The organism is Streptomyces sp. (assembly GCF_035563135.1).
Taxonomy (GTDB): Bacteria; Actinomycetota; Actinomycetes; order Streptomycetales; family Streptomycetaceae; genus Streptomyces.
The window spans coordinates 1-12,673 of record NZ_DATMVN010000855.1 but is presented as its reverse complement, the minus strand read 5'-3'; the positions used below and the strand labels follow the sequence as shown (position 1 = coordinate 12,673).

Sequence of the window (12,673 nt, the reverse complement as noted above, 5' to 3'; positions counted from 1 at the left end):
TGCCGTCGTCCGCGGTGAGCTTGCAACGGGTGGTGGTGCCGACCTTCCCGGCGAGGTCCTCGGGGCAGGCGATGTCCGGCTTCGGCTGGCCCGTCGTACTGGCGAGCTTCTCGGAGACGGTGGTGGCCAGCTTGTCCGCGGACAGCTTCGGACCGGACGTCCCGACGTCGACCGAAGCCGAGCAGCCGACGAGCAGCACACCGGCGGCTACGGCCGGGAGGCTCCACTTCGCTGCGGTCACGCGGGCTGTGGTCATGGGGTGCTCCGTTTCGGATGATCAAGACAGTCGCCGGAAGCATACGTGGGACGGTGTTCCGCGGATGCCGCCGGAGGGCGCTCGCCCCGCCTCCGGCAACAGGCAGGACATACCGGGGCCGGTCCCGGTCCGGGCCGTGGCCCGGAGGGGCGGACGCTGCCGCAAGGGCGAGCGGGGGAAGGCCGCCGGGCGGCCGGGCCGTGAGCCGTGGACCCGCAGACCTCACAACTTGCCGAAGATCACTCCGCGCCAGGTCCAGCCCGACTCCAGGGCGGTGTTCCGCAGGGGTTCGGTCAGCTGCGCGCTGTCGAAACTGAACGTCTCCGTCGTTTCGAGGCGGCCGTTCTCCCCGCGCTGGAGCGTGTAGCGGCGGGAGACGGTCCTGCCCGAGCCGCGCGCGTACTCCGCCGAGATCTGGAGCCGCGGAGGATTCCCGACGCGGGTGACCTCCCACTGCTCCTCGACGGCACGCACCTCGGGGCCGCCCTCCTCGGCGAGGCGCATGCGGATCCGGAGGGCGTGCGTCAGCTGGGACCCGATGAAGAAGGTCTGCCAGGCGGGCTCGTGGAGCCGCCACTCCGCCACCAGGTCGGCGTCGTGCGCCGCGCCGTCGCGGATGACGTAGGGGACATCCGGCCGGTTGAGGCCGAGCAGGGAGGTCCGCAGTTCCCCGGCTGAGCGTGGCACGACCCCGGCTTCGGGGCGCTTGGTTCCGGTCAGCATGTCGAAGAATCCCATGAGGTCAACCTATGAGTGGTCGGATCACCGGTGCAAGAAAGACCGTCCCGGCGGGAGGGCTACGAGGCCGCGCCGGTGTCCGGGCGGACCGTGCGCACGAAGTCCCGGAAGTCCTCCACGACCGCGGGGTGCTGGGAGGCGGTCGCCGTCAGGACCAGACGGACCACCGCCCGCCTGCCCGGATCGACGACGTCCAGCATGGACAGGTAGACCTGTGACTGCACGAGATCGCGGAGCGCGTCCCCGGCGACCGCCGAGACCGCCAGGGTCTGGGTGAGGCCGGGAGCGTCCACGGTGCCGACCTCGCGGCGTTCGACGACGTCGACCGACGCGGCGGACCGGCGCAGGTTCTCCACCGACTCGTCGGCGATCCCGGGGAGCGTCGCCGCGTCCGGGCGGAACTCCCCGTCGACCGTGATGTTCGCGGTGAATCCCGCATCCGGGTGCGCGTGCAGTGCGACGAATGCCGAGCCCGTCGCGCCCACTCCGTCCGGCGGGGTGGCGCGCCAGCCGTCCGGCAGCTCGAACGCGATCGGTACGGGCAGGGTGGTGGTCATCTCGGTCTCCTTTACGGCAGAGGCGTGCTCATGGCAGCGGTGTGCTTGCGACCGCGGGCCCACGGCGGCGGGTCCGCGGCGGCGCGGGTCAGAACAGGCTGCCGATCCCGTCGCCTACCCAGTTCGCCGCATCGCCCACGGCGCCCGCCGCATCGCTCACGGTGTCGACGACCTTTCCCGGGTCGACGGTGAACTCGAAGCCCACGGCGCCCCCGAGCGCCGGGGAGATGCCCACCTTCGGACCGAAGTGCCATACGCCGTTGGCGTCCTTGCTGGCGTTGAGGACGGCCTCCGCACCGGGACCCGCCCAGCCCTCGGCCGTGACACCCACGCCGATCCCTCCGACGTCCGCGCCGGCCCCGACACCGCCCTTCGCGCCGGCGAAGGCCTCGGCGCCCACGTTCAGACCGTCCAGGCCCGCCCCCGCGTTGACGCCCGCCTCGGCGCCGGCCATGGTCTCCGCACGCGCGTACACCCCGACGGGGCCGGCGTCGGCCGTTCCCCCGGCCGAGGCCTCGCCGCCCGCGAAGGCGCCGGCCTCGGCCTGGGCGCCCTCATGGGTGATGCCGGCGGCCGCGGAGGCCTTGGCGCCCGCATAGGCTTCGGCCTCCCCGGCCAGCTTGAGCGGACCGTTGGTGAGCGTGCCCTCCGCCTTGGCGCGGCCGAGATCGGCGTGTGCCTCGGCCTCGGCCAGCTTTCCCTTCCCGACGTTGGGGCCGCTGGCCTCCGACCCGACTCCTGGCCCCGAGGCCTCGGAGTCGGTCTCGGAGACCCAGCCGTCCTTCTTGCCGGGCTCGGGGTCCGGCTTGCCGGCCTTCGCCAGGTCGCCCTCGGCCGCCGTGTTGAACCCGCCGATGCCGATGCCGTCGGTCGAGCCGTCACTCGTCGCGCGGGACAGTGCCCGCTTCACACTCCGGTCGGTGGTGTCGACGGCCTCGACCGCCCTGGCTATCCGGTCGGTCCAGCCCTGCGCCTTCTCACGGGCGTCGGCCAGCAGCGCGGGATAGTCGGGGTCGTGCTGGAGGGTGTAGCGCTCCTGCGCGGAGAGCTTGTCGTACCCGACATAGGTCGCCTTGCCGGAGCCGTCGACCTTGTAGTCCTTCTTCTCCGCGTCCTCGACGAGGTCCTTGACCGCCTTCTGCAGGCGGGTCAGTTCCGTCTGCGCGTCCGTCAGGAGGGAGGCGATGGCCAGGGCCTGCCTCTTCGCCGCTCCGTACTCGAAGGCGGTCGCCGCGGCGGTGTGCTGCTGGGCGCCGTAGGCGAGCCCTTGCCAGTTCCCGTTGCCCAGCACGCTCTGCACGTGCTTCTCGTAGTCGACCTTGAGCTCGCCGAAGCGCTCGCCCATCTTCTTCCAGGCGGCCGCGACATCCGTGAAGGAGGACAGGTCGGCCGTCACCACGTCGTGGTAGTCCAGCGTCATGGCGGTGCCCGTCACATCCCGTCGAAGCTGCTGGGGAGCCGTATGGAGTCCGCCTGGGCACCGGCCAGCAGATCCTGGTCGTTGAGGGTGGCCCGCGTCTTCTTCAGTCCGGCGAGTTCCTGCTGCAACCGCGCGGTCAGACGGTTCGCCTGCCCCTGCCATGCGACCAGCGCGTCGGAGACACCCTGGTCCGACGCCCAGCCGGAGAGTCCCTTCAGCCCGGTGTCCTGCTTCAGCAGCGGGCTCACGGGGGCCGTGGGCGCGGCGAGGTAGGGCACCCGTACGGCACCGCCGCCGGCGGCCATCCGGGCGGCCGCCTCGGTGCCGGGTATCTGGTGCTCCGTCATGTACGTCGCCGCGCGCTGCTTGTCGCTCGACGAGCTGGCGAGCTTCTGCTCGCCGCCTTCTCCGGACCCCATGGGCAACCCCCGTTGCAATCGCACCTGTTCGGCCTCACGGCCAAGAGGCATGGTACGGAGGATGATCACGTGCGGTAGCAGCACCCCCGGTCTCTGCACCGTTTCTTCGCCGATGAGGGCCGCAGGTGACGGCACGACCGGGCGGGCCGGGCTCGTCCAGGGCCTTCGTGCGACGGATCAGTGCCGCTCAGAAGGGGTACCAGCGCACCTCGGGGTCGTCCTGGCGCAGTGACGCCACCCGGCGCCGGAATTCCGCCAGCGCCCTGGGGTTCGCCGGGGCATGCTGGGAGACCCAGGCGCAGCTCGCCGTCTCACGGGCACCGCGCAGCACCGCGCACCCTTCCCAGGTGCGTACGTCCCATCCGTATGCTTCGATGAACGCTTCGTAGGCGGGGGCGGGCAGGCCGTACCGGTCGCGGGAGAGGGCGAGCACCACCAGATCGTGCTCGCGCAGATCGGCGGAGAAGGTCTCCAGGTCGACCAGCACCGGCCCGTCCGGGCCGACGTGGACATTGCGCGGGAGGGCGTCGCCGTGGAGAGGACCCGGCGGCAGGTGCGGGACGAGGGCCGCGGCGGCCTTCGCGAAGCCGTCACGCCGGCCGCGCAGATAATCCGCGTCGGCGGGATCGATCGCATCGCCCGCGAGCCGCAGCCAGCGCTCGACCCCGCCGAGCAGCTCCCGGCGCGGCAGGGTGAAGCCTTCAGGGGCGGGCAGTGCGTGCACCTGGGTGAGCAGCGGAGCCAGATCGCGCGGCTCGGCCGGGCGCACGGCCTCGGGCAGCCGGTGCCACAGGGTCACCGGGTGTCCCTCCACCAGGCGCGCCAGAGGTTCGGCGGCCCGCACGGCGGGTACGCCCGTCTCGGCGAGCCACAGGGCGACGGCCACCTCGCGCTCGGCACGCTCCCGCAGCTCCGGGTGGTGCGTGGCGTCCCGGCCGACCTTGACCACGAGGCCGCCGACGGCGAACACCGCGTTCTCCCCCAGCGCGAGGAGCTCCGCACCGGCGGGCAGTCCGGCAGCGGTCAGTACCTCACGCGCACTCATGTCGTCCATGGTCCGATTTTCTCATCCCCGCAGGCCACCTTGACGAACGGGCGGCCCCTCAGCACGATGACGGGGGCCGCCGGGGCGGCAATACAGGGATGAAAGCGATCCAGGACAGCAAAGGGGTCGAATCCATGACACCGGTGGCCGCGGGGAAGCGGTCCGGGCGCAAGGCCCCGCAGGGCGGACGGGGCGGAGGCCGCCGACGGGACGGCGCCGCCTGGTTCCTGGTGCTGCCCGCGCTGATCCCGATCCTGATCCTGAGTGTCGGCCCGCTGCTGTACGGCATCGTGCTGGCCTTCACCGACGCGCAGTCGGGCCGCACCCGCTCCACCCGGTGGATCGGCGCGCTCAACTTCCAGGACCTGCTGCACGACACCCTGTTCTGGGACTCCTTCAGGATCGGCCTGCTGTGGGCGGTCGGGGTCACGGTCCCGCAGTTCGTACTCGCTCTGGGCCTCGCCCTGCTGCTCGACGCGAACCTGCGGATGCGCTGGCTCGCCAGGGCGCTGGCGATCATCCCCTGGGCCATGCCCGAGGTCGTCGTCGGCATCATGTGGCGCCTGGTCTACAACCCCGACGCCGGCATCCTCAACGAGACCGTCCGCGATCTCGGGCTCGGTGACGGCAGGGACTGGCTGACCGGACTCGCCACCGCGCTGCCGGCCGTGGTGATCGTCGGGATCTGGGCCGGGATGCCGCAGACCACCGTGGCGCTGCTGGCCGGGCTGCAGAACACCCCGCACGAACTCCACGAGGCGGCCGCCCTCGACGGAGCCGGGGCCTGGCGGCGCTTCCGTACCGTCACCTGGCCCGCCCTCCGGCCCGTGGCCCTCGCGATCAGCGCGCTCAACTTCATCTGGAACTTCAACTCCTTCGCCCTGGTCTACGTCCTGACCAGCGGCGGACCGGGGGGCCGCACCCGGCTGCCCATGCTCTTCGCCTACGAAGAGGCCTTCCGCTACGGGCAGTTCGGGTATGCCGCCGCGATGGGATGTGTGATGGTCGCCGTCATCTCGGTGCTCCTCGCCTTCCATCTCGCCGGCCGGCTCAGGGGAGGCGAGGACGCATGAGCCTCCGTACGGGCAGAACCGCGCGCGCCGGGCAGTACGCCGCCCTCCTGTGTTACCTGGTCTTTCTGGCGTTCCCCTTCCTCTGGCTGGTCTCCACCGCCTTCAAGCCGGCCCGCGAGCTCGGCTCGCTGCACCCGACGTGGATCCCCGAGGACCCGACGCTGGACAACTTCCGGCAGGCCTTCGACGAACAGCCGCTGCTGCGGGCCGCGGCCAACTCGCTCACCGCCGCGCTCTGCGCCGCTCTCATCGCGGTCGTCATCGCCACGCCCCTGGCCTATGTGACGGCCCGGCACCGAGGACGGCTCTCCACCGCCGCCACCGGGTGGGTCGTGGTCAGCCAGGCGTTCCCCTTCGTCCTGGTGATCATTCCGCTGTTCCTGGTCCTCAAGCACCTGCATCTGATCAACTCGCTGTGGGGGCTGGTCCTGGTGTACGTCGTCTGGTCGCTGCCCTTCGCCCTCTGGATGCTGGCCGGCTACGTACGGGCCGTACCGCCCGAGCTGGAGGAAGCCGCCGCCGTCGACGGGGCCGGGAAGGCGCGGATCCTCCTGTCGGTCACCGCGCCGCTGCTCGCCCCGGGGATCGTCGCCACCGCACTCTTCGCGTTCATCACCGCGTGGAACGAGTTCTTCTTCGCGCTCGTCCTGCTCAAGACACCGGAGAAGCAGACCTTGCCGGTCGTACTCACGCACTTCCTCGGCGCGGAGGGTGTGGCCGACCTCGGGCCGCTCGCCGCCGCCGCGTTCCTCGCCACCCTCCCCTCGCTCGTGCTCTTCGCGGTCATCCAGAAGCGCATCACGGGCGGGCTCACGGCCGGGGCGGTGAAGAACTGATGCGGCGGCTGCCCGCGCTCCGCGCCGCGGTGACCGCGCTCGCCCTCCTGCTGGCCGGCTGCTCGGGAGAGGGCGGACGCGGTGCGCAGGGAGTGGTCCGGCTCAGCTTCCAGTCACTGGCCTGGCAGAAGGAGTCGGTCGAGGCCAACAGACAGCTCGTGCGCGAGTGGAACGCGGCCCACCCGGACATCCAGGTGGACTACGTGCAGGGCAGCTGGGACAACGTCCACGACCAGCTGCTCACCTCCTTCGAGGGCGGTGAGGCGCCCGACATCATCCACGACGCCTCGGACGACCTGGCGGACTTCGCGTACGGCGGCTACCTCGCCGATCTGCGCACCCTGCTGCCGGACCGGCTGACCGGGGACATCCCGCGGCGGTCCTGGGCCACCACCACCTTCGGCGACGGTGTCTACGGGGTCCCCTTCCTCCAGGAGCCCAAGGTCCTGATCGCGAACACGAAGATCCTCAAGTCCTCGGGCGTGCGGATCCCGACTCCCGGGAACCCCTGGAGCTGGCCGGAATTCCGGCAGGTCACCGGGAAACTGACGAAGAAGGGGACGTACGGGGTCGCCTGGCCGCTCAAGGAGCCGGTCTCCGTCACCCTGAATCTGGGTCTCTCCGCCGGTGGGCAGCTCTTCCACCGCGGCGCGGACGGCAAAGTGACCATCCGGTTCGGCGAGGGTGACCGGGTGATGCCCGGGACGGTCCGGGACCAGGTCAACTCGCAGAGGAGCGCGGCGCGGTCAGCGCTCGGAATGGGAGGTTCGGACACGCTCCCCGGCTTCTTCGGCGGCAAGTACGCCATGGTCCCGCTGGGTTTCTCCTACCGTCAGCAAGTCGTCGAACAGGCTCCCGAGGGCTTCGAGTGGACGGTGCTGCCCCCGCCGGCCGGCCGGGGCGGGCTCGCGCAGGGGGTCAGCCCGCAGACCCTCTCGGTCGCCGAGGACAGTCCGCACAAGGAGGAGGCCGTGCAGTTCATCGACTTCCTGCTGCGCCCCGCGAACATGGTGCGGCTGGCCAGGGGGGACTGGATGCTTCCGACCGGCACGGAGGCGCTGGCGGATCCCGCACTGCACACCGAGGAGGACGGCTGGGCGACGGGCACCGCTCTCGCCCGGGCGCTGCGCCCCGCCCCCGCGCAGTCGGTGCGCGGCTATCCCGAGTGGAAGGACAAGGTCGCCACCCCCGCGCTCCAGGAGTACTACAGCGGGGCCATCGGTACCGAGGAGCTGAAGAAACGCCTGGTCGAGGACGGAAACCGGGTCCTGGCGCGCTATCAGCGCTGATCCGGCCCGGCGCGGGCCGGAAAACAACTGGACGAGACGTTTCGTCTCGCGTACGTTGGCGGCATGACAACGACCCCGCGTGCCCACATCGCCATGTTCTCCATCGCCGCCCACGGGCACGTGAACCCGAGCCTCGAAGTGATCCGGGAACTCGTGGCCCGTGGGCACCGCGTCAGTTACGCCATCCCGGCCTCCTTCGCCGGGAAGGTCGCCGGCACCGGAGCCGATCCGGTGATCTACACCTCCACACTGCCCACCGACCCGGAGGACTGGGGCAGTGAGCCCATCGACTACATCGAGCCGTTCCTCGACGACGCCGTCCAGGCGCTCCCGCAGCTCGTCGGCGCCTTCGAGGGCGACGAGCCGGACCTCGTCCTGCACGACATCACCGCGTACCCGGCCCGCGTCCTCGCCCACCGCTGGGGTGTGCCCGCCGTCCAGCTCTGGCCCAACCTGGTCCCCTGGGAGGGTTACGCGGAAGAGGTCGGCGATCCTGCGAACGCCGAGCTGAAGCAGACCGAGCAGGGCCGGGCGTACTTCGGGCGCTTCGCGGCCTGGCTCACGGAGAACGGCCTGGGCGACCTCTCGGCGGACGACTTCGTGGCCCGGCCGCGCCGCGGGCTGGTGCTGATCCCCGAGGCGCTCCAGCCGAACGCCGACCGCGTCGACCACGCCCGGTTCACCTTCGTCGGCGCATGCCAGGGCGAGCGGGCCGACCAGGGGGAGTGGAAGCGGCCGCCCGGCGCCGGAAAGGTCCTGCTGGTCTCGCTCGGCTCGTCGTACACCGACGAGCCCGCGTTCTACCGCGAGTGCGTCAAGGCCTTCGGCGGCCTGCCGGACTGGCACGTGGTGCTCCAGATCGGCGCACACGTCGACCCCTCCGAACTCGGCGGGGTACCCGGCAACGTCGAGGTGCACTCCTGGGTCCCCCAGCTGTCCGTGCTGAAGCAGGCGGACGCCTTCATCACCCACGCGGGCGCGGGCGGCAGCCAGGAAGGACTCGCCACCGGCACCCCCATGGTGGCGGTCCCGCAGGCCGTCGACCAGTTCGGCAACGCGGACATGCTCCAGGCACTCGGTGTGGCCAGGCACCTCCCGAAGGAGGAGGCCGACGCCGCGTCCCTGCGCGCCGCGGTCCTCGCCCTGGTGGACGATCCGGACGTGGCCGCGAGGCTGGCGGGGATCCGGGAGCGGATGGCGGGGGAGGGCGGGACCAGGAGGGCGGCCGACCTCATCGAGGCCGAACTGCCCTCCTGAGGAAGCCCTTCACCGTCCAGGAGCCGCGGCGGCCTCGGCCGGCGCGCGCACCGTCAGGGAGGAGAAGCGCGGCCAGCCCCCGCCGGGGTCCCTGTTGCGCACACTGATGGCGATCCCCCCGGTCGCGTGCCCGCCGGCCGCGCGTGCGGCGCGTTCGATCCGTGCCCTGCCGTCGACGGCGACGACGGTCCGGCCGGCGTCCACGGTGATCCTGACCCGGTGCCCGGCGGCGTCGGCGAGGGCGCGGCGGCCGACCTCGTGCCAGCGGCCGCCCCGGTGCTCGCGCAGGCGGACGTAGCCGTAGCTGAGCGACACCTCCAGCGGGTCGAGGCTGCCGTCGCGCACGACGAGGCCGACGCTGTTCTCCGACTCGCGCAGCCGGTCCACCCGGGCTTCGACGGTGTACTCGCTCCAGTCGGCGGAGCTCGTCGGCCGGTAGGAGGCGGCGGCGTACCCCGTACGGCCGGGGTAGGGGCCGGCACCGGTGAGCGCCCCCAGGCCCCCGGTGGCCGACTGCCCGCTGCGCCGCCACAGGTGCGGCCGGGTGAGCGGGGCGGGGCACTCGGCCGGGGACACCGCTGTCCAGCGCTCGACGTCGGCCATCAGCTCCCGTACCCCGGTCCCGCCGGTGACCTCCACCCGCTGCACCTCGCGGGCGGCGGCGGCCCGGCGCCCGGCCGGCAGCGGCCGGTCCGCGCTGTTGGTCAGGGCGGCGGTGAACCGTGCGGCGAGTGCCGCGCGCAGCACCCGGTTCGTGGGCAGGGCCGAGAAGCGCCCGCTCGATTCGGAGAAGGGGTAGGCGAAGAGACGCGGGGCGGGCAGGCCGTGGCGGGTGATGTCGCCGATCGACCGGTCGAGGTCGTCCTCGACGCGCCGCCGGTACTCCTCCATCGTCTCCCGCCGCTCCTCACCGGGAAGCCACAGCCGGCCGGTGAGGACGGAGGAGGTACGGCCGGCCGCGTCCACGGCCTCCCGCCGGTGCAGGTCGCGGGTGTGGTCCTCGAAGTCCCAGCGCCCCGACCGGGCCATGCGGCCGATCTCCTCCCACGAGAGGTAGTACGGACGATGGCTCCCCACCGCACGGGTGATGAGGAAGGCGGCCGCCCGCATGCGGTACTTGGCCAGGATCCGGTCGGCGTGCACCCACAGCCCGTGCGCGCCGTCGTCGAAGGTCAGGAACACCGAACGCGGGGCCGGTCCTCCCTCCAGGTAGGCGACGAACTCCTCGCTGCTCAGGGCGCGGTAGCCGGCCGCCGCCAGGGCGGCGAGCTGGGCGTCGAACGCCTCGGGGGTCACCGTGTAGCGGCTGCGGCTGTTCCGGCCGATGTCGTGGTACGCCAGCACGACGGGGGCGGCGCCCTCCGCCCGGTGCCCCGAGCCCGACGGCTCGCCCGCGGCGGCGGGGGTGCCGGTCACCGCTCCGGGAGGCGCTTCCTGCGCCGCCACCGCCCTGCGGAACCCGTCGTAGCGCCAGGCACCGTAGAAGGGCACGCAGACCATGGCCAGGGCCAGCAGGCCGAGCAGTACCCGCCCGGGCGCGGAGCGGTTCACGGAAAGGCTCCCCGGGTGAGCACGAGTACGTACAGGACGATGACGGCGGCCGCGCCGAGCAGCGCGGCCAGCGCCCTGGAAACCAGCCGGGCCGGGCCTCTCACACCGCCCCCCTGGACCACACACCGCGCCGGACGGTGAGCAGGGAGTACGGCAGCAGCCAGGCGAGCAGCACGGAGGAGAAGAGGCTCATGAACGGCCGGTAGCGCCAGCGGGTGTCCCCGGGGTGGTCGATCCTGTACGCGAGCCCCCAGACACAGCCCTTGAGGAGGACTCCGCAGAAGTAGAGAAGGGTGAGCAGGAGGGCGCCCTGCGCAGGCGCCCAGACCAGATGCAGGAACGCCGTCACCGGTGCGGCGAGCACCCACAGCACATGCCCGTAGTAGAGCACGGCGGACCCTGCACCGCGGCGCCACATGAAGGAACCGGTGAAGAAGAGATTGCGGATGAAACTCTTCTTCCACCGGACCTGCTGGCGCAGCAGGGGGCCCAGCCTGGCGGGCACATCGGTCCACACCTTCGCGGAGCGTACGTACCCGACGTGCCAGCGGCGTTCGGCGAAGTCCTCCTCGACGAACGGGGACCCGGCGTACCGGCGCTTGAGCGCTGCGCCCCGCCACACCTGCCCGAGGACGTACCCGGTCAGCTGGCGGTCCGTGGCGAAGCGGAACGGGGCGCCCATGAACCGGTCGTCGGCCCAGGCGGGGAGGTAGTTGTAGACGGCGTCCCGGCGGAACACTGCCAGCGGGCCCGAGACGCAGGAGACCGAGCCGAAGGACGCCTCGGCCGCCTTGGCGACCCTGAACTGCCCCTCGTACCAGACGTCCTGCACCCGCGCCAGGAAGCCGGCATCCGTGTTGAGGGCCCTGCAGTGACCGCTCACGGCGCCCAGTTCGGGATGGGTGACCAGCGCCCGCACACAGCGGCGCAGGGCGTCGGGGGCGAGGACGCAGTCGGAGTCGGTGAAGGCGATGATCTCGGTGCCGGCGAGCTCGCAGGCACGCACCAGCGCGTGCTTCTTGCCGACGTTGGCGTCCAGACGGACGACGGTGATGCCGAGCTCGTCCTCCAGCCGGCGCAGCACGTCACCCGTGCCGTCCTGGGAGTGGTCGTCCACCACGATGATCCGTACTCCGGGGCAGTCGGAGGCGGCCATGGAGCGTACGCACGCCTCGATGCCGTCCACCTCGTCCTTGACGGCGAGCATGAAGGTGACCGCCGGATTCCCGGGCAGGGGCGGGAAGGACTCCTCAGGGCCCGGCCGCACCCGTGGTTCACCCTCGGCCGGGTCCTCGTAACGGCTGTAGGCGATGTAGAGCATGGCGATCGTGCCGGCCAGCACGACGAGTCCGTAGCAGACGGGCAGGCTCAGCCGGGGCAGCCGGGCGGTGTGATGGGCCAGGACGACCAGGAGCGGCATCAGGCAGAGCAGGACGAGCAGCCGGCGCACCCCGTGTGCGAGCGCGGGGTCGGTGACACGGCGGGCGGGCGTGCGGGGGCCGGGGACGGCGTCCGGCGCGGGGAGTCCGGCGCAGACGCCCTCCCCGCCCACGGGCCGCCCCGGTACCGGGTACGTGTGTCCGGTGTTCATACGGCGGCACCGGAGGCGGCCGCGGTCCGGCGGTGGGTGGCGTCCAGGACGGCGGGGCCGTCGTCCAGCCAGCCGAGGTCCGCGCCGGGGTGCACGGTGTGCACGAGGACCAGGTCCCAGCTCCGGGTCCCGGGGGCGTCGACACTGCGGCGCACGACGCCGTGCCGGTCCAGACGCGGCACCAGGGGATCGGTGTATTCGACGGTGGCGCCCCAGGCCGTGAGCAGGTCCATGATCTCCAGGGCCGGACTCCCGCGCAGATCCGCGACTCCGGGCTTGTAGGCGAGGCCCAGGATCAGTACCCGGGCGCCGAGGGCTGCGCGTCCTTGTGCCGTGAGAGCTTCCCGCGCCTTTCCCGCGATCCTGGCGGGCCGTTGCGCGATCGCTGCCATCGCGGTGTCGACCAGGGGGGAGGCGACCTTCCTCGCCCGCAACTGCCACAGCAGGTAGTGGGGGTCGCAGGGGATGCAGTGCCCGCCGGCGCCCGCGCCCGGGTAGAAGGGCATGAAGCCGTAGGGCTTGGTGGCCGCGGCGTCGACCAGCTCGACCGGGTCGAGTCCGTGGTGGCGCGCGAGCGTCGCCATCTCGTTGGCGAATGCGAGGTTGACCGCGCGGAACGTGTTCTCGTAGAGCTTTGTCAT

At 72.1% G+C, this 12,673-nt stretch carries 13 protein-coding genes; 4 read left to right on the top strand and 9 right to left on the bottom strand.

Annotated elements, in window-relative coordinates; genetic code table 11:
* From VN520_RS37815 to VN520_RS37790, 6 genes are all read right to left on the bottom strand, one after another.
* On the bottom strand, nucleotides 1-256 hold a 256-nt coding region (locus VN520_RS37815), incomplete at its 3' end, for a DUF4333 domain-containing protein (protein WP_325751483.1).
* 222 nt (nucleotides 257-478) lie between these two features.
* The gene (locus VN520_RS37810; protein ID WP_325751482.1) at nucleotides 479-994 is read right to left on the bottom strand and encodes a hypothetical protein; all 516 of its coding nucleotides are present in this window, start codon (nucleotides 992-994) and stop codon (nucleotides 479-481) included.
* 59 nt (nucleotides 995-1,053) lie between these two features.
* Nucleotides 1,054-1,551, bottom strand: coding sequence for a hypothetical protein (locus tag VN520_RS37805; protein WP_325751481.1), 498 nt, complete (start codon nucleotides 1,549-1,551; stop codon nucleotides 1,054-1,056).
* Nucleotides 1,552-1,639: 88 nt separating this feature from the next.
* Complete coding sequence (locus tag VN520_RS37800; protein WP_325751480.1) at nucleotides 1,640-2,971, bottom strand: hypothetical protein; 1,332 nt, start codon at nucleotides 2,969-2,971, stop codon at nucleotides 1,640-1,642.
* 11 nt (nucleotides 2,972-2,982) lie between these two features.
* On the bottom strand, nucleotides 2,983-3,390 hold the full coding sequence (locus VN520_RS37795) for a hypothetical protein (protein ID WP_325751479.1): 408 nt from the start codon (nucleotides 3,388-3,390) through the stop codon (nucleotides 2,983-2,985).
* Between the two features lie 187 nt (nucleotides 3,391-3,577).
* Nucleotides 3,578-4,444 carry an aminoglycoside phosphotransferase family protein gene (locus VN520_RS37790; protein WP_325751478.1) on the bottom strand — a complete coding sequence of 289 codons (867 nt, stop codon included), beginning with the start codon at nucleotides 4,442-4,444 and terminating at the stop codon, nucleotides 3,578-3,580.
* 125 nt (nucleotides 4,445-4,569) lie between these two features.
* Here VN520_RS37790 and VN520_RS37785 point away from each other — a divergent pair, with 125 nt between their 5' ends.
* The 4 genes from VN520_RS37785 (at nucleotide 4,570) to mgt (ending at nucleotide 8,890) form a co-directional block, all read left to right on the top strand.
* Nucleotides 4,570-5,508 carry a sugar ABC transporter permease gene (locus VN520_RS37785; RefSeq protein WP_325751484.1) on the top strand — a complete coding sequence of 313 codons (939 nt, stop codon included), beginning with the start codon at nucleotides 4,570-4,572 and terminating at the stop codon, nucleotides 5,506-5,508.
* Nucleotides 5,505-6,344, top strand: a complete 840-nt coding sequence (locus VN520_RS37780) for a carbohydrate ABC transporter permease (protein WP_325751477.1) — start codon at nucleotides 5,505-5,507, stop codon at nucleotides 6,342-6,344. The genes VN520_RS37785 and VN520_RS37780 overlap by 4 nt, the downstream gene beginning before the upstream one ends.
* Nucleotides 6,344-7,633, top strand: a complete 1,290-nt coding sequence (locus tag VN520_RS37775) for an ABC transporter substrate-binding protein (RefSeq protein ID WP_325751476.1) — start codon at nucleotides 6,344-6,346, stop codon at nucleotides 7,631-7,633. The genes VN520_RS37780 and VN520_RS37775 overlap by 1 nt, the downstream gene beginning before the upstream one ends.
* 63 nt (nucleotides 7,634-7,696) lie before the next feature.
* A complete protein-coding gene (gene mgt, locus VN520_RS37770) occupies nucleotides 7,697-8,890 on the top strand; it encodes a macrolide-inactivating glycosyltransferase (RefSeq protein ID WP_325751475.1) in 1,194 nt (397 codons plus the stop codon).
* A gap of 9 nt (nucleotides 8,891-8,899) precedes the next feature.
* Here mgt and VN520_RS37765 read toward each other — a convergent pair whose 3' ends face one another.
* The 3 genes from VN520_RS37765 to VN520_RS37755 form a co-directional block, all read right to left on the bottom strand.
* Nucleotides 8,900-10,441 carry a polysaccharide deacetylase family protein gene (locus VN520_RS37765; protein WP_325751474.1) on the bottom strand — a complete coding sequence of 514 codons (1,542 nt, stop codon included), beginning with the start codon at nucleotides 10,439-10,441 and terminating at the stop codon, nucleotides 8,900-8,902.
* Between the two features lie 100 nt (nucleotides 10,442-10,541).
* On the bottom strand, nucleotides 10,542-12,032 hold the full coding sequence (locus VN520_RS37760; RefSeq protein WP_325751473.1) for a glycosyltransferase: 1,491 nt from the start codon (nucleotides 12,030-12,032) through the stop codon (nucleotides 10,542-10,544).
* A partial coding sequence (locus VN520_RS37755) for a UDP binding domain-containing protein (RefSeq protein ID WP_325751472.1) occupies nucleotides 12,029-12,673 on the bottom strand: 645 nt, incomplete at its 5' end. The genes VN520_RS37755 and VN520_RS37760, both read right to left, overlap by 4 nt.